General features: G+C 36.7%; 21 protein-coding genes. 5 read left to right on the forward strand and 16 right to left on the reverse strand.

Annotation, left to right across the window (positions count from 1 at the left end; translation table 11 throughout):
* Nucleotides 1-32 precede the first annotated feature (32 nt).
* A complete protein-coding gene (locus GH715_RS02635; RefSeq protein ID WP_018933329.1) occupies nucleotides 33-434 on the forward strand; it encodes a globin domain-containing protein in 402 nt (133 codons plus the stop codon).
* Nucleotides 431-1,324, forward strand: coding sequence for a ClpXP adapter SpxH family protein (locus GH715_RS02640; RefSeq protein WP_018933330.1), 894 nt, complete (start codon nucleotides 431-433; stop codon nucleotides 1,322-1,324). Before GH715_RS02635 ends, GH715_RS02640 begins: the two co-directional genes overlap by 4 nt.
* Nucleotides 1,325-1,553: 229 nt before the next feature.
* On the opposite strand, the gene GH715_RS02645 is transcribed toward GH715_RS02640, so the two are convergent.
* Complete coding sequence (locus GH715_RS02645; protein ID WP_153833970.1) at nucleotides 1,554-2,558, reverse strand: nuclease-related domain-containing protein; 1,005 nt, start codon at nucleotides 2,556-2,558, stop codon at nucleotides 1,554-1,556.
* 29 nt (nucleotides 2,559-2,587) lie between these two features.
* Here GH715_RS02645 and GH715_RS02650 point away from each other — a divergent pair, with 29 nt between their 5' ends.
* Nucleotides 2,588-2,764, forward strand: a complete 177-nt coding sequence (locus GH715_RS02650) for a hypothetical protein (RefSeq protein WP_018933332.1) — start codon at nucleotides 2,588-2,590, stop codon at nucleotides 2,762-2,764.
* Nucleotides 2,765-2,942: 178 nt separating this feature from the next.
* Here the strand turns inward: GH715_RS02650 and pepF are convergent, their stop codons facing one another.
* From pepF to GH715_RS02710, 12 genes are all read right to left on the reverse strand, one after another.
* Nucleotides 2,943-4,760 (reverse strand): oligoendopeptidase F, encoded by a 1,818-nt coding sequence (pepF, locus tag GH715_RS02655; RefSeq protein ID WP_153833969.1) that lies wholly within the window; start codon nucleotides 4,758-4,760, stop codon nucleotides 2,943-2,945.
* A gap of 55 nt (nucleotides 4,761-4,815) precedes the next feature.
* Complete coding sequence (locus GH715_RS02660; protein ID WP_153833968.1) at nucleotides 4,816-5,901, reverse strand: competence protein CoiA; 1,086 nt, start codon at nucleotides 5,899-5,901, stop codon at nucleotides 4,816-4,818.
* Between the two features lie 52 nt (nucleotides 5,902-5,953).
* Nucleotides 5,954-7,348, reverse strand: coding sequence for a DHA2 family efflux MFS transporter permease subunit (locus GH715_RS02665; RefSeq protein WP_153833967.1), 1,395 nt, complete (start codon nucleotides 7,346-7,348; stop codon nucleotides 5,954-5,956).
* Between the two features lie 569 nt (nucleotides 7,349-7,917).
* On the reverse strand, nucleotides 7,918-8,601 hold the full coding sequence (gene mecA / locus GH715_RS02670) for an adaptor protein MecA (RefSeq protein ID WP_153833966.1): 684 nt from the start codon (nucleotides 8,599-8,601) through the stop codon (nucleotides 7,918-7,920).
* Between the two features lie 506 nt (nucleotides 8,602-9,107).
* Nucleotides 9,108-9,503, reverse strand: a complete 396-nt coding sequence (gene spxA / locus GH715_RS02675) for a transcriptional regulator SpxA (RefSeq protein WP_018933337.1) — start codon at nucleotides 9,501-9,503, stop codon at nucleotides 9,108-9,110.
* 227 nt (nucleotides 9,504-9,730) lie between these two features.
* Nucleotides 9,731-10,330, reverse strand: a complete 600-nt coding sequence (locus GH715_RS02680; RefSeq protein WP_153833965.1) for a GNAT family N-acetyltransferase — start codon at nucleotides 10,328-10,330, stop codon at nucleotides 9,731-9,733.
* Between the two features lie 138 nt (nucleotides 10,331-10,468).
* Nucleotides 10,469-11,689: a putative glycoside hydrolase gene (locus tag GH715_RS02685; RefSeq protein ID WP_153833964.1), complete on the reverse strand. Its 1,221-nt coding sequence runs from the start codon at nucleotides 11,687-11,689 to the stop codon at nucleotides 10,469-10,471.
* Between the two features lie 205 nt (nucleotides 11,690-11,894).
* The gene (locus tag GH715_RS02690; protein ID WP_194928248.1) at nucleotides 11,895-12,842 is read right to left on the reverse strand and encodes an ABC transporter ATP-binding protein; all 948 of its coding nucleotides are present in this window, start codon (nucleotides 12,840-12,842) and stop codon (nucleotides 11,895-11,897) included.
* Nucleotides 12,842-13,900, reverse strand: a complete 1,059-nt coding sequence (locus GH715_RS02695; protein ID WP_153833962.1) for an ABC transporter ATP-binding protein — start codon at nucleotides 13,898-13,900, stop codon at nucleotides 12,842-12,844. Before GH715_RS02695 ends, GH715_RS02690 begins: the two co-directional genes overlap by 1 nt.
* 10 nt (nucleotides 13,901-13,910) lie before the next feature.
* Nucleotides 13,911-15,059: an oligopeptide ABC transporter permease gene (opp3C, locus tag GH715_RS02700; RefSeq protein ID WP_153833961.1), complete on the reverse strand. Its 1,149-nt coding sequence runs from the start codon at nucleotides 15,057-15,059 to the stop codon at nucleotides 13,911-13,913.
* Nucleotides 15,059-15,991: an oligopeptide ABC transporter permease gene (gene opp3b / locus GH715_RS02705; protein ID WP_153833960.1), complete on the reverse strand. Its 933-nt coding sequence runs from the start codon at nucleotides 15,989-15,991 to the stop codon at nucleotides 15,059-15,061. The genes opp3C and opp3b overlap by 1 nt, the downstream gene beginning before the upstream one ends.
* A 180-nt stretch (nucleotides 15,992-16,171) precedes the next feature.
* Nucleotides 16,172-17,911, reverse strand: coding sequence for a peptide ABC transporter substrate-binding protein (locus GH715_RS02710; RefSeq protein ID WP_153833959.1), 1,740 nt, complete (start codon nucleotides 17,909-17,911; stop codon nucleotides 16,172-16,174).
* Between the two features lie 164 nt (nucleotides 17,912-18,075).
* Between GH715_RS02710 and GH715_RS02715 the strand changes: the two genes are divergently transcribed.
* Nucleotides 18,076-18,441 carry a DUF3899 domain-containing protein gene (locus GH715_RS02715; protein WP_153833958.1) on the forward strand — a complete coding sequence of 122 codons (366 nt, stop codon included), beginning with the start codon at nucleotides 18,076-18,078 and terminating at the stop codon, nucleotides 18,439-18,441.
* 1,205 nt (nucleotides 18,442-19,646) lie between these two features.
* On the opposite strand, the gene GH715_RS02720 is transcribed toward GH715_RS02715, so the two are convergent.
* A complete protein-coding gene (locus tag GH715_RS02720) occupies nucleotides 19,647-21,125 on the reverse strand; it encodes an aldehyde dehydrogenase family protein (RefSeq protein ID WP_153833957.1) in 1,479 nt (492 codons plus the stop codon).
* 254 nt (nucleotides 21,126-21,379) lie between these two features.
* Between GH715_RS02720 and trpS the strand changes: the two genes are divergently transcribed.
* Nucleotides 21,380-22,378, forward strand: a complete 999-nt coding sequence (gene trpS, locus GH715_RS02725) for a tryptophan--tRNA ligase (RefSeq protein ID WP_163578420.1) — start codon at nucleotides 21,380-21,382, stop codon at nucleotides 22,376-22,378.
* Nucleotides 22,379-22,456: 78 nt separating this feature from the next.
* Here trpS and GH715_RS02730 read toward each other — a convergent pair whose 3' ends face one another.
* Nucleotides 22,457-23,215, reverse strand: a complete 759-nt coding sequence (locus GH715_RS02730) for a YjbA family protein (protein WP_153833956.1) — start codon at nucleotides 23,213-23,215, stop codon at nucleotides 22,457-22,459.
* A gap of 78 nt (nucleotides 23,216-23,293) precedes the next feature.
* The gene (locus GH715_RS22000) at nucleotides 23,294-23,509 is read right to left on the reverse strand and encodes a YuzI family membrane protein (protein ID WP_476729756.1); all 216 of its coding nucleotides are present in this window, start codon (nucleotides 23,507-23,509) and stop codon (nucleotides 23,294-23,296) included.
* Nucleotides 23,510-24,004 lie beyond the last annotated feature (495 nt).

The following is a 24,004-nucleotide window of genomic DNA, read 5'->3' on the forward strand; positions in this document are numbered from 1 at the left end:
TTAGTAACATGAGATGAAAGGTTTGGAGGAATATGAGAGAAGAAGCGCGCTCCATCTATGAAGCAATTGGTGGACAGGAAAAAATTGATGAATTAGTTGAGGCTTTTTACGCACGAGTGTCTAAACATCCTGATCTAATTCCGATTTTTCCAGATGACTTTACTGAAGTCGCGAGGAAACAAAAGCAATTTTTGACTCAATTTTTTGGCGGTCCACCGTTATATATACAAGAACATGGGCATCCTATGATGAGGAAGCGTCATTTACGCTTTCCGATTACTCCGACAAGGAGAGACGCTTGGCTTTCCTGCATGGAAGGTGCACTGGAAGAAGCAAATATTGAGGAACCATTTCGAAGTGCAATGTTTGATCGGCTCACTCTTACAGCCAATCACATGATGAATACGCCTGAAGAGAAAGGAGAATCATTGTGAATTGGAATTCTGCCGGATCTTGGCAACCGCAAGATCGCAACCAAACTGCGCATTATCATTTTATTGATGTCTTAAAGAAACCAATTGAAATATATGTGTTTATTGATCCACTTTGCCCGGAATGCTGGTCTCTTGAGCCATATTTAAAGAAACTTACCATTGAATATGGGCGTTTTTTCACTATAAGAACAGTACTGAGCGGACAACTAACAAACTTGCATAAAGACAAATTTGAAAAACCACGAAAATTAAAAGATATCTGGGAAAAAACCGCAAGTCGTACCGGCATGAGTTGTGATGGTGATCTCTGGATCGAAAACCCAATTCATTATCCATGGCTCGCTTCCATCGCTATAAAATCCGCTGAATTACAAGGAAAAAAAGCGGGTAGACGTTTTTTACGCAAATTGCAGGAGCTTGCCTTTTTAGATAAACAAGATATTTCTCAGGAAGAAGTATTATTGAGTTGTGCTAGAAAGGTTCATCTCGATATTGAAGAATTTCGCGAAGACCTTTGTTCAAAATCGTCTAAAAAAGCATTGCAATGTGATTTGAAACTTACTAAAGAAATGGACGTTGAATATATTCCTACTATGGTTTTCTTTAATGAGTCAGAAGACGATGCGGGCTTAAAAATTTCTGGTATTTATCCCTATGAAATTTATGTCAAAGTTCTCAAACAAATGCTTCAAAAAGAACCACTTCCAGCGAAGAAACCTAAATTGTTGGATTTCGTATCACACTATGATTTTGTTGGAACAAAAGAAATAGCAGTTGTCTATGATTGGTCCATGGAAAAAGCTGAAAAAGAAATGAAAAAGTTACAACTGAAACAACTAGTTGAAAAAGTACCTGTAAAGTTTGGCTACTTTTGGAAATATGCGAAATAGCAAAGAGGACATGTTACGTAACATGTCCTCTTCTGCTTTACCTATTACTAGATAAGGGATGGGAGAAAGTTTCAGGTCAAACAAAGGGGTTGTTTGTTTTACCTTGTCTTTACTATACCAAGCGTGAATGCAGATGACAATAGGTTTGTGCACAAATTCACAAAAGTTTCACACTTCTATATTACAGTGTATATTACGATATATTGGTGCATTTATCAGTCACTTTCTTCTATTTATCAGTCACTTTTCTATTCTTATCAGTCACTTTTCTATTCTTATCAGTCACTTTTAATCGTTTATCAGTCACTTTACGAAAATCTAAAGAATAATATCCATTTTTGTTAGCTCCTCTTCGTTCGAACCATGCTCGGACTAACATTTTTCTGATGGCATCAGCAGATTGAACTAATAAAAAATCTCTTGCAAGTCGGTTGGTTACTTTATTTCCGCTTAACAAGGCAAGATGAAATAATGGTCGCAGATGTGCATCGTCACTACGTTTATCGCAATGAGGACATTGCCACCGATAACGTTCTCGTTTCATCGCAAAACGTCCACACGTTATACATGGTACACCTTTTTTCAAATCGTTCCATGACAGTCCATGTTTTTCCATTAGATTGATCTGATTCTCCACATGACCACTTTTGAGATAATTAACAAGATCCTCTTGTTGGTTTGAACTTATACTATTAACATAATGTTGATCCATTTTCTGAATATATAAAGGAAGTGCTTGACTAGTTAGAATTCGATCTTTATGGGGATAGTTAACTATTTCTAACTTTCCATTAGAATTTGTGAATACACAAACAGTATGAATCGGTGGAATAGGGTGAGGGAAATGATGCAAATATTGCATTAACTGTATTTTTTGTAGTTGAACTTGTAAAATGGGATCCGGAAAAATATCGATCTGTTCCTCCTTGTAACGGTGAAGTTGGTGGGAATGAGAATCAAAATGAATAATTCCAGACATATTTTTTACTTCAATGATTAATATATATTTAAGAGAGACTAATATTCTATCCATCTGAAAATAGTCATGATGTTTTAGTCGTAAACCTTTTATTAACTGTTTGCCATGGAGTCCACTCACACGAAAATAATAATCAAGAGAATCTTCTCCAAACAACCCTGATTGATATTTGCGGAATTGGCTATGTATGTCGGCATATTGAGGATGACGCGGATTAAGTCGTTCCAGTAATGCCTGATAGCTGGATAGTTTCATCAATTCACTCCTTTAAAGGTGGTGTCGTAATGAAAGTATTACTTTTCGTTCTACCGGTATTTGCGTTTATACTTAATATTTTTGGATTAATGCGAATGATTCCACTCTATTTCACTGTGCCACTATTATTTGTTACGATTTATATGACCATTTACTTTTGGCGAGACAGAAAACAATTCAAAGGATTTAAAAAGGCCACTAGATAAGAGTGGCCTTTTATAAAATTTGAGTATTTGTCTATAGCACTAGGCGACTTCATGAATCGTCCTACGATAAAGAAGTCTTTCAGATTGATGATCAAGAATAACAACTAGTGGAAGCGTAAATCTGAGCATTTAGTGATTAGGATTGAGTGAATTTTGCTCCGTTTTTCTTAATACCCATTTAATTAACCTGATCTAATAATTTTTCCATTTCCTCAAGCTTTTGTTCAAATACCTTTAATGCATTAGTAACAGGAGTTTTTTCGGTCATGTCTACACCTGCTTTTTTAAGCACTTCGATTGGATAGTCGCTGCTTCCTGCTTTCAAGTAACCGAGATAACGTTCTACTGCTGGTTCCTTATCTTCTAATATTTGAGCAGCTAATGATTGGGCAGCTGCATAACCTGTTGCATATTGATAGACATAATAGTTGTAGTAGAAATGTGGGATACGTGACCATTCTAAACCTATTTCTTCATCTACTACTAGGTCATCACCAAAGTATTTTTTATTTAAATCATAGTATAGTTCTGTTAAACGGTCAGCAGTTAATGCTTCCCCGTCCTGGGCTAACACATGTATGTTATGCTCAAATTCAGCAAACATCGTCTGTCTGAACACTGTACCACGGAATCCTTCTAAAAAGTGATTAAGTAAGAATAATTTTTCTTTCGGATCATCTGTTTTTTCCACTAAGTAATTATTCAATAATGCTTCATTACAAGTAGATGCTACCTCTGCAACAAAAATCGAGTAGTTTCCATAACGATATGGCTGGTGTTTGTGTGTGTAATAGCTGTGCATCGAGTGACCTAATTCATGTGCCAATGTAAATAAGTTATTTAAATTATCCTGCCAGTTCATAAGAATGTATGGATTAGTACTGTAGGAACCAGAAGAATACGCTCCACTGCGCTTCCCTTTGTTCTCCTCGACATCAATCCAACGTTCATTGAATGCCCTTTGCATAACATTTAAATAATCATCACCTAAAGGTTTAAGTGCTTCTGTCACCGTTTCTTGTGCTTGCTGATAGGTAAAGGACATGTCAACATCTTTTACTAATGGCGTATACAGGTCATACATGTGCAATTCCTCTACATCTAATACTTTTTTCCTTAAAGCTACATATCGTTGAAGTAATGGTAATCCTTCATGAATCGCTTCAATGAGGTTATCATATACTTTCTCCGGAATATTATTTTTGTTTAAAGCAGCTTGTCTTGCTGAATCATAGTTGCGGATTTTTGCATAGAAATTATCCTTTTTGACAGCACCTTGCAAGGTTGAAGCGAACGTATTCCTCAAGCTCCCATATGTTTCATACATTGCTTTGAAGGCATCACGGCGCACGCGTTGATCCTTTGATTCAAGAAAATTAATGTAGCGGCCATGTGTTAAATCTACTTCATTTCCTTGCTCATCTGTTACAGCAGGAAAGGTTAAATCAGCATTGTTAAGCATACTGAAAGTTTGAGATGCGTTATCTGTTACTTCAGATGCTTCAGCTAATAACGCTTCTTCTTTTTCTGATAAAACATGTGGACGTTGACGATTAATTTCATCTAATGTATGCTTATATAAAGCTAAATCTTCATGCTCTTTAAGATATTGCTCTAATGTCTGCTCGTCCAACTTTAAGATCTCTGGCGTTATAAAACTCATCTTACTGGAAGCCTGTGTAATCAAGTTCTCTGCTTTTCCGTTCATCGCTTGATAGAATGAGTTAGTCGTATCCTGATCATAACGCATATGCGCGTATGTATAAAGTTTGCTCAAACGATCTGATACTTCATCTTGCAATTGTAACAATTGATACACTTTCTCTGCGCCATCGCTTAATGTTCCTTGAAATGCTTCAAATTTAGGTAATAATGCTTGTACCTCTTCCCATTCCTTATCCCATTCATCATCTGTCGCGAAAATATCTTCTAATTTCCATGTTAACTCTTCAGCTATTTCCTCACGTTTCGGTAGTGATTTCTGAGCCTTTGCCATTTGAATTCCTCCTTCTTTTGCTCTTGTGTCTTATTATAACTTATTTACGTATTGTTCATACAGTAGTACGATTTACTTGGTATTTGGTTTCAGAGACCTCCTTTAAAATACCTATACGCACTAATAGCTGTAAATATTCACAAACTGGATGATTTTTAGATTGAATTAACGGAAAATGATCAAAAGGATGGTAATGATCACGGAGAAGATGCATCGCTACATCGATTGTGAAAAACTCTTTTTTTAAGAAGAGGTCAATATAAAGTCTTGATTGCCATATCCATGGTGGGCTTTTCATCCGAAATTGGGTAGTAACAGGAAGATAAATGAAGGAAGGTAAGGTTTGCACATTTAATTGATGAAGATATAACCAATGTCGCCAATTCATCTCTTCTCGTTGATAAGGAGGTACTGGGCGATTACGCCATTGATGTTTCTGTTGTTGCCAATATTTGCGGAATAAATTTTTATGTCGATATCTAGGTTGAAACAGATCATGCCATCTAAGTGAAGTTAACTTGGATATATGCATGGTCCCAAATGTGTTTGTTTTTGTTAAAAAAATCATATCTTGATAAATGATCAAACGTTTTGTTTCGGAACAGTAATAAAATAAGCTTAGTGGTAATAATGGATGGAATTGATGTAGAAAAGCTTGATCATTGGAAGGAATGGTAAGTGAGTGCGCGCCTTTTCTTTTTAATTTATTGGCTCCGAGTATCCAAATAGGAATAACACCTATGGAACGGTAACCTGCTGTTCTACGACAGATTTCCTGTATCGAAATCGGAGCACATTGATACTCAATCGCAATTTTTTTCTTTTTCACCTCCAAGGAAATATCAGCTCTTTGCTTAATGTTTGGGAAATAATGCTCTAATGTTACTTGATAGCCTCGCGCATGTAACCACAAATAAATATCTTTTTTTCCATTTTCATGATAACTGCCTTCACCAGAAAGACTGCAATTACTTTTCCTGTGATGAGCGAAATGCGGCGTATTCTTCGTCCCCGCCTTAATCATTAACCGCTCATGACAAGCTGGACAGAAAAACTTTTCCTTTCTCATTTGCTTAATTTGATCACGATTCAACTTCCAAAGTGGTACAAGCTCACCAGATTGATTGACTGCTTGCAACATAAAAAATCACCTCCATGTAATTATAATTCTACAAAGAGGTGATTATTCCTGCTTATGAAGCTTTTCCTGGTATCGAATTTTTGATAGAGAAGGCTAAAACAAAGCCTGCAATCGAGATAATACCTGCAACCATAAATGAAACATTAACACCATGGACCATTCCTGCTAAACCATCAGCAGGGATTGCTTGATTCATCATGACGGAAACGAGCAAAGCTGTTCCAAGTGCACCTGACATTTGTCGCATCGTATTATTCATCGCTGTACCATGCGGAATAACATCGTTTGGTAATTGATTCAATCCGGCTGTCGTTACTGGCATCATTACCATTGAGATACCAAACATTCTCACAGCATTCACAGTTGCAATATAAGCAAAACTTGTCTCTGTTGTTAAAATAGCTAGTAAAAAGGTGGTGATCGTGAGTAATCCTAATCCGATCACAGCAAGCCATTTTCCTCCAAAACGATCGAACAGACGTCCAGTGACAGGATTCATTAATCCCATTAATACAGCTCCCGGTAACAATGCTAATCCTGACTCAAGGGCTGTAAATCCTAGGTAATCCTGCATCATAATTGGTAGTATAATGGCCCCACCAATCATGGCTAGAAAGGAGATCATGCCGATAACAGTAGTTAAACTGAACATGCTATACTTAAATATCCGAAATTCCAGGATCGGTTTCTCTAACTTGAATTGACGGCGGATAAAGAAATATAACGTTACTGCTCCTACCACTAATGGTATCAGTACCATTCCACTTAACCAACCATGATTAACATCTCCGGCCATACTAAATCCATATAAAATGCCACCAAAACCTAGCGTAGATAAGATGATTGAAACCGTATCTACTTTAGGGAATGTTTGCTTTGTTACGTTAACTAAAATCTTATTTGCAACAATCAAATCTATTATAGCGATCGGTAACACGACGTAGAATAAGCTTCTCCACGGAAAAGTTTCCACTAACCAACCTGATAATGTTGGTCCAATTGCTGGTGCAAACGCAATAACCATCCCAAATAGACCCATAGCGGTTCCGCGCTTTTCAATTGGGAAAATTAAAAACATGATCGTCTGCATTAATGGCATCATAATACCTGCACCAGCTGCTTGCAATACTCTCCCAATCATCAAAACAGAAAAGCCAGGGGCTACTGCTGCTACCAAAGTACCTACAGCGAAACTTCCCATTGCTGTTAAAAATAACGCTCTAGTTGTAAAACGTTCAATTAAAAATGCTGTAACAGGAATCATAATCCCGTTTACAAGCATAAAAATCGATTGTAACCACTGAGCAGTAGCCGCATCGATTTCTAAATCTTCCATAATATGAGGTAATGCTGTTCCAAGTAATGTTTGGTTTAATATTGCGACAAATGCACCTGACATTAAAACAATCATCAACGGCGTTCGTTTTATCTCTATATCGTTGTTCATACTCTTCCTTCTTTCTATTTTTTACATACAGCATATATCATAACATAATTTATTTCGAAATACGAAATACTTTACAACATTTTTTATTTTTTCACTTCAATATTTATTAGTATGTACTAGATAGAACTTTATTATTTTTAATTGTTTTAACAAGAAAAACCGGCTAACTCCGCCGGTCCTTTATTACTTTAGTAGTAATGATGAAATATTTGAACAGCTTGACCACCGCTCCGGCTGCCCCCTTCCCTTTCCGTGGGGTTTGCCCTTCAGCTAACTTTTTCGAGCCAAAGCCGCTCGAAAAAGTGGATCTTCAGGTCAAACGATTCCCACAGGAGTGGAAGGGGGCGGCCGTCGCTAAAATATGTTCAACAACTTCTGGCAAAATTGGCTACTTGAGTTATTGTCCCAGTGGTGTTAAATCCAATATGGCTTGCTATCCTTGCTTTTTAGAAAAGTTTTGAATCAACCTTTTTCATTCTTTTTTACTTATAAAAGTTGTGATACCAATGGTAATATACTTTCTGGTCTTATAAAAAAGAAAAAAACTAAGCATCATACTGACACTTAGTTTAACGTGCAAAATGTTCACTAACTTGTTCCAGTGCATCTTCTTCAAAGATCACTTTTCCGTATTCCTCTACAACGAATACTGTTAGCGTTGATTCTTGACCATATTCTAAAATTTGACTAATTAAGTCCTCTTGCTCATCATCTGTCAAATAATCTTCATCAAATCGAGTAATCAACATGTATTGATTGTCATAATAATATAACTCATCTCGCATTCCAATGGACGATTCGAAAACGTGGCTTAATTGAATAATATCTTCTAACTCTTTAAAGTTGACTACTACAACAAAATCCTGACCATATTGGTGTTCCATTTCTGGCATTTCTTTCTCAGTTGGACCGAATTTCTCTTCTAGAAGAGATTCAATCTTATCATCAACTGGCATATCAATGGTTTTTCCAGACTCTGTAGGTAACTGCAAGTTTTGGCCATCTTTCGAAATTTGCGCTTTTGTTACCACAATTTCTAGACCTTTTTCCAGTGCTTGCACTTGGATCCATAATGGACCATCGATTTGGAAGTCCTCTTCGTTATAATTGACTTCATCCATCACTTGCCAGAAAAGTTGTTCACTCTTCTCACGATTATACCAAATTTCTTCTCGATCAAAGCCACGGTCTTCGATATCCATGTAGGAGATGTAAAATTTAATTGTATTTTCGTTAATTCTTTCTATTTCCATCCTGTAACTCTCCCTTCTTGATAAGTGATTGGGTTGGAAGGGATCACTGTTCATCTATCTAAACCCTTATTAACACAAATACCCTTTTGGTCATCCTATCTTATTAAGAAAAGCGCAAAGTGCCCGGTTAGAAACGTAGTGGCTGGATCGAATCAATTGAGATCAAGGAATCACGATGAGTTTACGAACCGCTGATAACTTGTCGTAGGACGATTCCTGAAGTCGTCTAGTTTCTGGGCATTCGGAGCGAGACAGCCTCCCAATTTTTATACTTTCCTTTTTAAAAGGATGTTACCTCTATTGTATGATAATTACTCCTTATTTGAAAACATAAAAACCTAAAAATTTAAAATTGGACCTGAAACATTGTATTAATTATAGATTGTAGCTTATTATACCCTATTTGTCACTAGTTAATTGCTTCAATTTCTGAAAAAGCACATTACAATTTATTAACAACTGCTTTAATAAAAAAGCAGATCTCAAAATAAGATCTGCTTTTCCTTTTAGTTTACCATTCTTTGTGCTTCTCTTAATTGGAATGTACGAACTGTACGTGGTAAGAAGCGACGAATTTCGTCTTCGTTGTATCCAACTTGTAGTCTTTTCTCATCTAAAATAATTGGTCTTCTCAATAATCCAGGATTATCTTGAATCAATTGGAATAAATCTTTTAATGGAAGCTGATCCAAGTTTACATTTAATTTCTGGAATACTTTAGAACGAGTAGAAATGATCTCATCTGTTCCGTCTTCCGTCATTCTTAAGATTTCTTTAATCTCATCAAGCGTTAATGGTTCTGAGAAAATGTTGCGTTCTGTAAATGGAATATCGTGTTCCTCTAACCATGCTTTCGCTTTACGACATGATGTACAACTTGGCGAGGTATAAAGTGTTACCATGTAACTTCACTCCTCAAAATGAATTAATTTATAATATTTAGATGCTTGTCACTTACACCTTTTATTACTTTAAAATGAGTTTAATCTATCATCTATGTACTAAGTATACTATATCTTGTAGTGGAATGATAGGGGGTTATGTGTTTTTCTTCACTTTTTACATATCTTGACCTTTACCAAAAGTATTCCCTTACTGTTGCTCCCTAAACACCATTTTAAAACTTTATTTATTTTTTTTCTTCTTGTTGTTTATCTAATACATCAAAAATATCTGCCGCTTCCCGGTCATCATCATAGGTTAACACTTCGTCAACAGGCTGATAGGATTTTCCGTAAATTTCTTCATCCTTATAAGTATGAATATCTTCGTACATCCGTTTCATTTGCTCATAAATTTCTTCTTCATTTTCTCCAGTAGGTGACCAATATAGAATTTCTAATGAATTAGCCTCATCAGTTGCCAAGGACTTTCTTGTATAACCAATGGAAACCGCATGTTTAAATCCTTCTCGTTGATAGAAGCGTAATCGCTTAGTTGAATCACTATCTTGATAATCATAAGGTTCAACTTCTAAAATAATCGGTTTATTTTTTTTCTTTAGCTTTTCGATAAGCTTATGACCAATTCCCTGTCCACGTGATTCCGTCGATACATAGACATAGTCAATAAAAAGAAAAGAAGGAAACTCAGCATACATTAATACGTGATGTGGTCCTTCATCTTTATAATAAACATCTCCTTTTTCTTTTAATAGCAATTCCATATGTTGTTTTGACTTCATTTCCTCTACAGGGAAATATTGCTTTAATTTCTCGTACCAATTCATAAACTAATCTCCCCTTCAATAGTGTCATTCCTTAATGCATAGAATCACTTTCATTATACCCTCTTTTACTATAATTAATCGCAAAAAAGAACATTCTATCCATTCTACTCATATAGAAAAGACCTCACATTAGTGAGGCTAATCTAATGGTGTATAATCGACCCCTTCAGTATATGAATTCCCAGCATTCCAAATGAGAAATTCGTCAATACCATTCTCGTTTAAAGCTTTAATCTGAGCTTCCACTTCTTCCACCCCATACTGGAAAGTTGGTCCGCTATAAAGCCAAGGAGCTTCAAAATCTTGAATCCATGGTCTAGATACAGGAGGATTATCTAGTGCACCTAACACTTCATTTTCTACTTTAGCATATTCATTGACAAGTTTGTATGGTTCTTGATCAGGTTTATCAATACCAAAATAAGGTGTCCAATGACTAGGATAAATCATCGAAGAAATTACATCGACATTATCTGCAATTCTAGAGAAGTTTTGTCCAATACCAGGTGTTTCTTCCAGTGTTGCCGCATAACCGAAAATGTCAACTGATACATCAACATTATAGGATTCTAATTCTTTCTTCGCATAGGCAACAAAATCAGTCACAGCTTCTACTCTTTTTTTAACTTCGTCCAGTTCGATATCTTTATAATCACCTTGATCATATTCTAATTCCTTATCACGCTTTTCAAAGCCTTCAGGGAATCGAACATAATCAAATTGAATTTCTTTAAAGCCAAGTTCTGCTGCCATTTTAGCAATCTCAACATTATATTCCCACACTTCTTTTTGAAAGGGACTTACAAATGATTCTTCTTTACCATTTTCCCAAACTTCGCCATTTTTTGTAAATGATAAATCTGGTCTTGCTTTTGCTAAGACAGAATCTTTAAATACAACAACACGCGCTATTGGGTAAATTCCTTTCTCTTCAAGTGTTTTTAAGACTGCTTTTGGATCACTCATAAAATTTTGAGCAACCCCATCATAAGGTAACTCTTCCTCGGGTTTATACGTAAGGTACCCATGATCTTCTTTAATGTCGATTACCATCGCATTTAGATCGGTTGAATCAATAAGATCCAATAATTCCTCGAAACGGCTGCCACCAGCAGAGTGACCAGTTACATAAATGCCTCTAACCGCATCTGGATATTCAAATTGTAAATCAGATACAAACGAAAATCTTGCTAATGCTTCAGGTAATTCATGAATAAATAATTCTGTTTCTTTCTTCTTATGGGCTTGCGCTTGCAGTGTATCTTCCCCTTCTTCTTCAGCGCTTACTGTTGTTGTGATTGCCACTAACAAAAGCATCGCAACCATCATGCTGACTGACCATTTTATGTACTTACGCATATACCATCAAACTCCTACAGCAAAATTTATGTATAACTCTATTATATAGAATTTTTGTCCTCTTTTGTTAATATTCGTAGAAAAACTTTTTAAAATGATGAAATTTGGTTCTTTTATCTTAATCTTACTTTAAAAAACGGAAAATATACCTAGATTTTTGTTAATTCACTTGGCAATGGTTGAGATAAAAGCATACCCAGGGACACTAGTCACTGGGCGCTGGTCCAAATGATTGATTGCCTTGGTACGCTTTATATGCTTCTTCGGTACATAATAACCAATGGCCTTGTTTCACTTCTCTAAATTTTGCATTGTCCGCTTCGTGTTGTGCGGGATCATAAATTGTCCGCTCACGGGTACGCTCAAAATCCGGATCCGGTAATGGAATCGCTGATAAGAGGGAGCGTGTGTAAGGGTGTAATGGATTTTTATATAACTCATCACTGTCTGCAAGCTCTACTATTTTACCAGCATACATTACTGCAATACGGTCACTAATATATTTAACCATTGAAAGGTCATGTGCAATGAAAAGGTATGTCAGCCCATGTTTTTCCTGCAATTCTTTCATTAAGTTAACTACTTGGGCCTGGATCGAAACATCCAACGCAGAAATTGGTTCATCAGCAATAATAAATTCAGGATCAACGGCTAGTGCTCTCGCAATCCCGATACGCTGACGTTGTCCACCACTGAACTCATGTGGATATCGAATCGCATGTTCTTTATTTAAACCAACTGTATCTAAAAGTTCTTCTACTCGCTTTGTTTTTTGTGCTTCATCTTTGATTAGCCCATGAATTTCAATACCTTCTAAAATAATTTCTTTTACCGTCATCCTTGGATTCAAGGATGCATATGGATCTTGAAAAATCATTTGCATTTGACGGTTAAATTGCTTCAATTCTTTCTTTGACTTACGTCCATGAACATCAATACCATTAAATTTTACTTCACCACTTGTTGCATTATATAAGCGAATGATCGTTCTTCCCGTTGTTGATTTTCCGCAACCAGACTCTCCAACTAAACCAAATGTTTCCCCACGATAGATGTCGAAACTGACACCATCTACTGCTTTGACAATACGCTTTCTTCCTGCTTGAAAATATTGTTTTAAATTTTTGACTTCTACTAATTTTTCTTTATTCATCATCGATTCTCCTTCCCAGCAGAAAGGTTCCCTTTTGCGATACCTTTCATTCGCTTTTTCACTGCTTCAGGAGGTTCCACATCAGGTGCATCATCATGTAGTAACCATGTTGCCGCATAATGTGTATCTGACACCTTAAACATCGGCGGTTCTTCTTCCAAGTCGATTTGCATAGCATATTCGTTTCGAGCGGCAAATGGGTCCCCTTTTGGCGGATTGATTAAATCCGGTGGTGTACCAGGTATTGCCATTAATTTCTCGTCTTCACTATCTACTGTTGGCATCGAACCAAGTAACCCCCAAGTATAGGGGTGTTTAGGATGATAGAAAATATCATCGACTGTTCCTATTTCCACAATTTTACCTGCATACATAACCGCTACACGATCCGCTACATTGGCTACTACTCCTAAATCGTGGGTAATAAATATAATAGAAGTGTCCATTTTCCTTTGTATTTCTTTCATTAGTTCTAAAATTTGTGCTTGAATTGTTACATCAAGTGCTGTTGTCGGTTCATCTGCAAGCAATACTTTCGGATTACAGGCAAGCGCAATTGCTATCACAACTCGTTGTCTCATACCACCTGAGAATTGATGTGGGTACTGGTTCATTCGGCTAGCTGAATCAGGAATTCCTACTAAATCCAACAATTCAACAGCACGATTGCGAGCTTCTGATTTCGATAACTTCTGATGTAAAATCAAACTTTCCATAATCTGTTTACCAACTTTCATTGTTGGGTTTAAGGATGTCATCGGATCCTGGAAAATCATTGATATATCCTTCCCCCGTATTTTCTGCATCTCTTTATCGGAAAGTTTTGTTAAGTCTTTTCCCTCAAATAGAATTTCACCTTCGGGAATGTGGCCAGCTGGCTTCGCAACAAGTCCCATCAAAGCTTTGACTGTTACGGATTTACCAGAACCTGATTCCCCGACAATTGCCAGTGTTTCACCTTTTTCCAGTGTGAAATCCACACCTCTTACCGCTTGAACCGTACCACCATAAGTATCAAAGAACACATGTAAGTGACGAACATCTAAAATGGGATTCATCTTCTCTCCCTCACTTTCTCATCTTCGGATCTAATGCATCTCGTAATCCATCCGCTAAAATATTAAAGCCAATCATTAATAAAGAAATAATTACAGCTGGGTAAAGTAGCATATATGGAAATACTCTATAATCATCAAAGGCCGTATCGATAAGAGTTCCTAGTGATGCGATCGGTGGTTGTAGGCCTAAACCAATAAAACTTAAAAAAGCCTCAAAGAAGATTGCACTAGGAATCGTAAACATCGTATTAATAATGATCATACCTGTCACATTTGGTATTAAGTGTTTCATCAATATCCGCTTATCATTTGCACCTAATGTTCGTGCCGCTAAAATGAACTCTTGTCCTTTTAATTTTAGTACTTGCCCACGTACAATACGTGCCATACCAATCCAACCTGTTATCGTTAAGGCAATCGTAATAGCAATTAAACCTGGTTTCAATAAAATGATCATTAAAATAACTACAACCAAATTTGGTATTCCGGAGAGAATTTCAATAATTCGTTGCATGATATTGTCTGTTCTGCCGCCATAATAACCAGATATTCCACCGTAGATAACACCGATTACCATATCAATCATCGCTGCAAGAAAACCAATATATAATGAAATTTGTGTGCCACTCCAGATACGTGTCCATAAGTCCCGCCCCATACTGTCAGTACCAAACCAAAAATATTGATCTTCTAATCCTCGCGCTGCATAAATATCTACTTCCATTGCAACCGTTACATAACCATCTTCACTTTCTTCTTTCGTGATTACTACTTCTGTGTCTTGCACATATTCTTCCTCTATTTCATATCCAGCTAAGCCACGTTCTATCGCCTCTTCTTCGGTTGCGCCTTGCACTTCATATGTTTGCATACCATCGAATCCGATCGCTTCTAATCCTTTTACCTTCGGAGGCAAATAGGCAGCATCATAATTCGCACCTTCATTGGTGTAATCATTCATGAAGGGTCCAATAAAAGCGATTAAGATTATGAAGACAATTACGATTAATCCAGTAATAGCACCTTTATTTTTACAAAGTCGGATCCAAGCATCCTTCCAAAAGGAAAGTTGCGGACGTGAGAGTTCTTCATTGGCATCATCTGGTAAATGGACACGTTCGAACTTTTCCACATTATACTTCTTTGTACCATTGTCCATTAGTCCTTCCCTCCTGTAATACGGATTCTTGGATCTATCATTCCATAAAGTAAATCGACAATTAAAATTACCAAGATAAATAATACCGAAAACAGCATGGTTGTCCCCATAATTACAGGATAATCATTAACACTAATCGAACGTACAAATTGTTCACCAATCCCCGGTACAGCAAAAATTTGTTCAATCACTAATGTACCTGTCATTAAACTAACGGTTATGGGGCCTAAAACGGTAATAACAGGTATTAAAGCATTTCGCAATGCATGTTTAAACATAATACTTGAATTTGAAACCCCTTTTGCTCGTGCCAATTCAATATAATCAGACCCTAATACTTCAAGCATTTCAGTTCGCATGAAACGTGCACAGATCGCCATCGGAAATATCATCAGCGATATCGTAGGTAGTACCGTATAAATCGGTCCTTCCCAAAAAGAGGGCGGGAAAATTCTCCATTGTACTGCAAAGTAATATTGCAAGAGCCCTGCGAATACAAATGATGGTATGGATATCCCGATAACAGCTAAAACATTGGAAGAGTAATCTACCCAAGTGTTATGTCTAATCGCAGCGATCATCCCTAAAATAATTCCAAAAATAGAACCAATAATTAAAGCTTGTGCACCTAAATGTGCTGATGGACCAATTCGATCCAGTATTATGTCTGTTACCGACCGATTATCATATTGAAACGACACGCCTAAATCACCTTGTACCATTCCAAGCATGTATTTGGCATACTGTACAGGTACAGGATCATTTAATCCATATTCCTCTAGTAATATTTGCTCCTGTGCTTCTGTCATTTTGCCACCAAGTTCGTTAAACGGAGAACCAGGAAGTAATTTCATGAGAAAGAATGTTGCTGTTGCAATAACAAACAATGTAATAAACATGTAAACCAGTCGTTGTAAAATATATTTGGCCAATGCTTCCACCTCCTATATCATAAGTTCACCTTAATCTTAGTTTTATACGTTGAACATGGATGTGTAAAAAAGAGCATAGCTCAGGCAAACCTAGGCTATCCCCTCCTTTACCTTGCTATACTATAAAATATGACTATGAACAGTGAGGATTTTGCCCCCACTGTTCATCAGTCTTAAATGTTACTTAACAATATCCACATATTTAAAGCTATAGTCGTTACCGAATGGGTTTAATGATTCCATACCTTTTAAATAATCTTTAGCAAGTACTGAAGTTTTACGCTGCATAATTGGCCCTATGGCTGCTTCTTCTAACGCAATTTTTTCTGCGTCTTGCATTGCTTCGAATCGTTCTACAGGGCTTGTTGCTAATTCTCCTTTTGCTGCTTCTACAAGTGCATCATACTCTTCGTTAGAATATCCAATATCGTTATTTTCTCCATCTGTCACCCAAAGATCTACGAAGGAAATAGCATCCTTATAGTCAGGTCCCCAACCGGATACTGCTAATTCATAATCTTGTTCCCGCATAATTTCTAATTGTTGTGCCCATGGAACATTGTTCGCTTCAATCGTTAAGCCTTCTAAATTAGTTTCTAATTCTGTTTTCATGAATTCACTAATATTTTTAGCGACATCACTGTCCCCACTTAAGAAGGATAAAGTCACTTCGTCAAACCCTAGTTCTTCTTTTGCGGCTTCCCAAAATTCCTGTGCAGCTTCCACATCATAGGCTAAAACGTCACTACCTGTTTGGAAATCTTCTCCTGTTTCTGGATGCTCAACAAAGCCTTCCGGAACAAAGAAATTAACTGGTGTTGAATCATTACCATAAACCACATCAATATACGCTTGTTTATCAAACGCTTTAGCTAATGCTTTTCTAAAGTTAAGGTTTTGCATATATTCGCTCGCAGTTTCTGAATCTTGATTAAACTTCAACCAGAAGACACTTGTTTCCGTAAGAGAAAGAAATTCTGGACTTGTTTGATTATCTTGTACCTGTGCACCTGACAAGGTAACACGGTCTAATTCACCTACTTCATAGTTTGAAAGTGCTGTATCTGCATCTTTAATTACTTTTACTGAAATACCGTCTAATGCCACATTTTCTGCATCCCAGTAATTTTCATTTTTCTCTAATTCCCAACCTGCTTCAGCCTCCCATTCTGTCATCTTAAATGGACCGTTTGACAGCATACTATCAGGAGACAGAGCGAAGTCATCACCTTGTTCCTCAACAAATTCTTGATTCATCGGTAAAAATGTTGGAAAAGCGGCATATGACTCAAAATAAGGTACCGGTTTCTCTAATTCAACCACAAATGTATGATCATCTGGAGCACTTACACCTAATTCTGATGGGTCTAATGGTTCTACATCAGATTCATCATCTTCTGTTACATAGATTTCAGCAGCATTTTTCACTTTGCCATTCATTAAGTAATTAGCATAAAATGAACCGTTGCCCGGATCAATAGCACGTTGCCATCCGTAAACGAAATCGTGTGCAGTGACTGGATCTCCGTTTTCCCATTGTGCATCTTCACGTAAGTGGAAAGTATACGTTAATCCATCTTCACTTATTTCTGTTTCATCTTTCTTGGCGATACCGGAAACTATTTCACCCTCAGGCGCCAGACGATACAAACCTTCATACACGGTATCAGTGTATTGAATGGATACATTATCCTCGGCAAGAATCGGATCCATAGTAGGAATATCTGAAGTAGATGCAATTCGCAGAACTTTTTCGCCTTCTTCTTCCCCATCGCTTTCGTTTTCACCATCAGTTTCATTTTCTTCTACATTGTCCTTGTCTGTATCGCCTTCCTCTGCACTATCTTCAAAGGAACACGCAGCTAGTACTAATCCAAGAACAAGTGCTAACACTAACAACCACCATTTGTTACCTCTCATTTCAATACCCCCTATATATTTTTTATAAAACATTAAAACTTGTACTCTTGAATACTGAGAATATTCACTAATATTAGCTGTAATCTGTCAATTATGGTTCTTAAGAATATTGCTAATCTGAAGCAAATATCTCATAATTAAAATAGGAAAGGAGACAATTTCTCATGAAAAAATGGCTCCAGCATGTAACTCTAATATTTGCACATTGTTTAGTATGTCTACTATTAGTCATATTATTTACAAGTCATGCTTCATTACTGGACTACATCAATATTACTTTTTATATCGGGACATTTTATATAATGATAGGACTATTACTTTATGTAATATCAAAGAAATTCTTTGATATCACAACTCTTAGTTTTAGAAAAGTGATTACTAGAGTGAACAACCAGAAAAATGGGCACAGCAGCTTTGAAGAACATCCATTACCTTCTGACAGAGTTAATACGAATTGGGTAACTTTCTTTATTATTCAAGGAGGGGCTCTACTAGGAATTATGCTAATATTATTTATATTTTATTATTAGATTTTAAAAGTATGTTAATTTCTAATAATTTTTGTAAAAATAACAATAGGGAAGAATATTTACGATGGAATATAAATTTTACCTGTACACAGTGAAGTGAGTAATTTTGCTTAAATAAGGGCATCTTATTTTACTCAAGAAAAATCTTTGTATTTTTAACTCTATATTAAAGAATAGAACTCAAAATGAAACAACACACCATCTAAATAGCCAATGACTACAAATAGATCAGTCGAAATCTAACAATAAATCAATGAACGTTTATTTCATTTTACTAATATCCACTGATTTCTTACATAAAACTGTCAGATAATCTTACGTTTTTTCAAAATCACTATTTCGTTTAATACGGTCAATGTGCTGATTTTATACTCTCCATATATAAGAAAAGCGCAGAGCGCCCGATTAGAAACCTAGCGTCTGGAACGAATTAACTGAGATAAAGGAATCACGGTGAGTTTACGAACCGATGATGACTTATCGTAGGGCAATTCATGAAGTCGCCTAGTTTCTGGGCGCTCGGAGCTAGACATCTGCGCAAAATTTATACTTTCTTATCTTATAAGAAAAACTGAGCAAAATTCGCTCAGCCCTTATGACTAAAAAGCTAAAGGTTTACCATTTCTCTAGCATCCATTTTGAAATATTTAAACAGCCTTATCACCACTCCGGCTGCCCACTTTCCTTTCCGTGGGGTTTGCCCTTCAGCTAACTTTTACGAGCAAAACCCGCTAGAAAAAGTGGATCTTCAGGTCAAACAATTTCCACAGGAGTTAAAGTGGGCGGCCTTCGCTAAGTTCTGCTCTACAACTCTAGCATGAAGTAACATTGCTGCTTTTATACTTATGGATAGCGGTTCTTGCTCTTATCTATTTTATAAAATTCAACCTATTACTTCTGACTAGAATTGTTGCACATTCTCATAGCGGAGACTAATTACGTAGACTCCTGCGGGAATAGCGCGAGCCGAAAATCCACTTTGCAAAATGTTTTTCTTTGCAAAGTTAGTTGAGGCCGTGCCCGCGGAAAGCGAAGTAATTAATCGGAGCGTTGGCAAACACACATAAAATATGTCAAAATAACTAATTCGTTAAACACGGTCATTGCGCTGATTTTATACTTTCTTGTCCAAAATAAAAGCCTTGGAGGGGTTCCAAGGCTTTAAAATAGTATTTCATAAAAACAAGCAAAGATGATCTAGCGATTTATTCAGGAATGTAAGGTAAATCTCGATTTTTAGGAACGTTAATCACATGTGTATCGGTATATGCGAGAATTCCTTCTTTACCATATTCACGTCCTATTCCTGACTGTTTCACGCCACCAAATGGGAAGCGGACATCAAGACCTTGAACTGCTGCCGTATTAATCATGGTAGTACCGGCCTGAATATGCTTTGCAACATCTATGGCATGCTCTTCTTTCCCCCAAACAGAACTAGTTAAGCCAAAAATACTGTCATTGGCAAGTTCTATTGCATGCTGATCATTTTCAAAAGGTAAGATCGGTACAGTTGGCCCAAACTGTTCTTCTACAACGATCGGGTCGTTTTGATCTGCACCTAAAACGACTGTAGGCTGCATGAAATAACCTTCTTCAAATAATTCCTGATCAAGGATCGTGCCTAATTTCACTATTTTAGCTCCCTTGCCTGCAGCATCGTCCACTAAGCTTTGAACATATTCTGCTTGCTTTTGGTTATTAACCGGTCCCACCGTTACATTATTATCAAAAGGGTCTCCAACCCTTATCCACTTATTAGCCGCTTCTATATACTTTTCAACAAACTGATCATAAATTGACTGGTCCACATAAACTCTTTTTGCAATCATGCAGATTTGTCCAGCAGTGAGGAAATTAGAAATAACTAATCGTCGCATTGCTCTTACATCATTTACATCAAAATCACTTAAGATAATGGCTGCATCATTTCCACCTAATTCTAATGTCATATGTTTAATAGTGTCTGCTGCCGCCTTCATGATGTGTTTGGCTGTTTCCGTTCCTCCAGTAAAGGCAATCTTTGCGATTTTAGGATTGGATGTTAATTCAACTCCGACATCTGCTTCCCCGTGTACCATGTTTAATACTCCTGGCGGGAATTCGTCTGCAATGATTTCAACAACTCTACTAACAGCAAGCGGTGCTAAAGGACTTGGTTTTAATACCATCGTGTTTCCAGCCAATAAAGCTGGTGCTATCTTAATAGTAGAAAGGGAGATCGGATAATTCCAAGGTGTGATTGCAGATACTACACCAATAGCATCTTTTGCAATAATCGTCTTACCGTTATCGTGTTCTTGCACCTCGTTTTTTAATACTTCTTTGACATTATCACATGCATATTCCATCCACATCAGTGAAACACCAATTTCACCTTCAGAATCATAGAGTGCTTTTCCATGCTCACGTGATAACAATTTTGCAATTTCAGGTGTGTTATCTTTAATTTTCTGAATCGCCCTTCTCATGCGTTCAACCCGATCATCAATAGACGATTCTCTCCAAGTTATAAAGGTCTCGTGTGCTACATCAATAGCTTTGATAGTATCTTCCACTGTGTTAACTGGTGCATACCCTACAATTTCATTCGGATGTGTAGGATTTTCTCGTGGCTCCTGTTTCTCGGCCTTATACTTTTCTCCATTAATAATAGCATCTATTATAATCTCTTTTTCAGCCATAGATTTTACTCCTTTCATGTTGAAATCTTGTTATAGTTATTCCCCGTAATTCATAGAATCATGCATCGTATGATTATTCCATTAAGTAATCTTTCAACTTTGCCCTACAAGTGTTATGATAAAAGTGAATATGTTAATAAGAGAAATTATTTCTTACATGTGATAAAATCAATTACGTATATCTCGAAATAAATGTAACCATGAATAATGGAATCGTAAAAAATATACATACAGATTTATAGAGGTGAAGTAAAGTGAACACAATTTTTTCAGGTATTCAACCGAGTGGTAGTCTAACATTAGGAAATTATTTAGGTGCTATGAAGCATTTTGTCTCCCTGCAAGAAGATAACCAGTGTTATTTCTGTGTAGTAGACCAACATGCCATTACCGTGCCACAAGACAGATTAAAATTACGCGAAAACATTAAATCCCTTGCAGCATTATACATAGCTTCTGGAATTGATCCAGACAAATCTGTTCTTTTTATTCAATCAGAAGTGCCTGCTCATACACAATTAGGTTGGATGCTACAAACGATCAGTTACATAGGTGAATTAGAACGCATGACCCAATTCAAAGATAAATCCAAAGGAAAAGAAGCAGTATCTGCTGGTTTATTAACTTATCCGCCGCTAATGGCTGCAGATATTTTACTGTATAATACCAACATTGTGCCTGTTGGTGATGATCAAAAACAACACTTGGAATTGACGCGTGACTTAGCTCAACGTTTTAACCATCGCTACAATGACATTTTTACAATTCCGGAAATTAGCATTCCTAAAGTTGGTGCTCGAATTATGTCCTTACAAGAACCAACGAAAAAAATGAGTAAATCAGATGATAACCAGAAAGCTTCTATTTTTATGCTGGATACAGAAAAACAAATTGAGAAGAAAATTAAGAGTGCCGTTACTGACTCTGATGGTATTGTTCAATATGACAAAGAAAACAAACCAGGAATTAGTAATTTATTAACTATTTATGCAAGTTGTACAGGTGAATCCATTAAAGAACTAGAACAAAGATATGAAGGTAAAGGTTATGGAGAATTTAAACAAGACACTGCCAATGCTGTGATTGAGACATTACGTCCGATTCAAGAACGTTATAACACACTAATTGAATCAGATGAATTAGATGATCTACTTGATCAAGGTGCTGATAAAGCTAACTTTGCTGCAAATAAAATGTTACGTAAAGCGAAAAAAGCAATGGGGCTTGGGCGAGTACAGAAAAAGAAAAAATAAGAAAAGAGAAAGTCCTGCTTCTATGCTAGCATATAAAAAACCTTGGAGACCCTAACAGCTCCAAGGTTTTTTAAGTTTTTATGAACGTAATGATTTAGTTGAATATGGTTGGTGCTCCCGCTCCCATATGTCTTCATAAAAAGCTTGACCTTTAATAATTTGTTTACAAAAAACTTCATGTTTTGTACTCCACCCGGTCACTAAATCGTTGTAAAGCTTTTCCCATGCTTCATTAAACGTCATTCTTTTAATGGAGTGATATTGCTCTGGGGCCCATTCTGTTAACCAGTATCTTACTTCTTCCAGACAATGTGCGACTTCTAACTGATCCAAAGCAATCATTAACAATTGTTTTAATTGACGCTCTCTTCTCGTCAAACCTACCATATATTCTGGCGGTAATGATAAAATGTGAAATTCTTTATCTGTATGGTCAGGTATTGAATATGTCTTGGCGGTCCGTCCCTCAATCAGATCAAACACTAACCGCTCCTGACGTGGGATTAGTCTGCTTTTTCGAATCGGTATATGATATCCCATCGTATCAAACGCTAGAATCGATGAACCGTTCGTGATCACGCAAGCATAATCAAGCTGTTGCCGTTCTTGATTTTTGCGAATGTAGGCACGTTGATAAATTTGATCTAACATTGATTGAGGTATATCTTGCAAATCGTTTTCAATGTATTGAAAGGTTTTGTCATCGATGAAGAGTATCGGAGCTTGATCTAGAATTTCAATACCGTCTGACTTTCTCCATTCATGGAAGGGACATACATTATAGCCGTTTTCTTCTCCTTCAAACCAATTGACCCATACATCATGTAAATACAACATATGACGAACCCTCACTTTGACTAATCTGTTTTATCAAACAGTATGACCAATACACGATAATTTATTCTTTTCTTGTTATTATTTAACAGAAAATAGTGTCATCCTTTGAACAGATATCCCCATAAAAATAAGGCCAAGGAGGAAGAAATAACATTCAATTTTGATTTGAACAATAGCAAGATAATCGAGAAAAGACAAACCAGCTGGTATAAAATTTAGATAAAGAATGATCGAAACGCCACCCGATATAGATAATCCAAATCCTACTAAAAAAAGCAACAGATAAATCACCACAACCCGCCCCTTAACCGCTTTATACTAATTTATATGTACAAGCCTCTAAACTATGACAATAGGACGCATATTGGTTATGGACAGCATAAGAAAAACCGGCAACCCCCACCCGGTCCTGTCCAAAGTAGTTATTTTAACATGAATAATAGGCGTAACAACCGCTACGGCTTGCCCACTTCGCTTTCCGTGGGGCGTGTCTTCAGCAAACTTTTGTAAAGAAGATCACGCTGATCCCACTGGAGTCGAAGTGGACCACCTGCGCTAAATAACGTTCTACATTTTTTTAACGTACGGACATTACGTCTTTTATTTTACATTGTATAAAACCTCAAAAAGTTAGCTGAAGGTAAAACCCCACGGAAAAGGAAGCGGGCAGCCGGAGCGATGCTTTTCGTCTACATATCATTTCAAAATGACCACCTATGATACAAAAACACTATCATGCCGCGTAATATATACTTCCCTTATAATTAAGAAAAGAGGACAGGTAATCCT

It is taken from the genome of Gracilibacillus thailandensis, from assembly GCF_010994055.1.
Taxonomy (GTDB): Bacteria; Bacillota; Bacilli; order Bacillales; family Amphibacillaceae; genus Gracilibacillus; species Gracilibacillus lacisalsi.

Bases quoted from the DNA above. Each gene is read 5' to 3' on its own strand.
- GH715_RS02635 (WP_018933329.1), top strand. From the start codon at position 33: ATGAGAGAAGAAGCGCGCTCCATCTATGAAGCAATTGGTGGACAGGAA.
- GH715_RS02645 (WP_153833970.1), bottom strand. From the start codon at position 2,558: ATGAAACTATCCAGCTATCAGGCATTACTGGAACGACTTAATCCGCGT.
- GH715_RS02650 (WP_018933332.1), top strand. From the start codon at position 2,588: ATGAAAGTATTACTTTTCGTTCTACCGGTATTTGCGTTTATACTTAAT.
- pepF (WP_153833969.1), bottom strand. From the start codon at position 4,760: ATGGCAAAGGCTCAGAAATCACTACCGAAACGTGAGGAAATAGCTGAA.
- GH715_RS02660 (WP_153833968.1), bottom strand. From the start codon at position 5,901: ATGTTGCAAGCAGTCAATCAATCTGGTGAGCTTGTACCACTTTGGAAG.
- GH715_RS02665 (WP_153833967.1), bottom strand. From the start codon at position 7,348: ATGAACAACGATATAGAGATAAAACGAACGCCGTTGATGATTGTTTTA.
- mecA (WP_153833966.1), bottom strand. From the start codon at position 8,601: ATGGAAATAGAAAGAATTAACGAAAATACAATTAAATTTTACATCTCC.
- spxA (WP_018933337.1), bottom strand. From the start codon at position 9,503: ATGGTAACACTTTATACCTCGCCAAGTTGTACATCATGTCGTAAAGCG.
- GH715_RS02680 (WP_153833965.1), bottom strand. From the start codon at position 10,330: ATGAATTGGTACGAGAAATTAAAGCAATATTTCCCTGTAGAGGAAATG.
- GH715_RS02685 (WP_153833964.1), bottom strand. From the start codon at position 11,689: ATGCGTAAGTACATAAAATGGTCAGTCAGCATGATGGTTGCGATGCTT.
- GH715_RS02690 (WP_194928248.1), bottom strand. From the start codon at position 12,842: ATGAATAAAGAAAAATTAGTAGAAGTCAAAAATTTAAAACAATATTTT.
- GH715_RS02695 (WP_153833962.1), bottom strand. From the start codon at position 13,900: ATGAATCCCATTTTAGATGTTCGTCACTTACATGTGTTCTTTGATACT.
- opp3C (WP_153833961.1), bottom strand. From the start codon at position 15,059: ATGGACAATGGTACAAAGAAGTATAATGTGGAAAAGTTCGAACGTGTC.
- GH715_RS02710 (WP_153833959.1), bottom strand. From the start codon at position 17,911: ATGAGAGGTAACAAATGGTGGTTGTTAGTGTTAGCACTTGTTCTTGGA.
- GH715_RS02715 (WP_153833958.1), top strand. From the start codon at position 18,076: ATGAAAAAATGGCTCCAGCATGTAACTCTAATATTTGCACATTGTTTA.
- GH715_RS02720 (WP_153833957.1), bottom strand. From the start codon at position 21,125: ATGGCTGAAAAAGAGATTATAATAGATGCTATTATTAATGGAGAAAAG.
- GH715_RS02730 (WP_153833956.1), bottom strand. From the start codon at position 23,215: ATGTTGTATTTACATGATGTATGGGTCAATTGGTTTGAAGGAGAAGAA.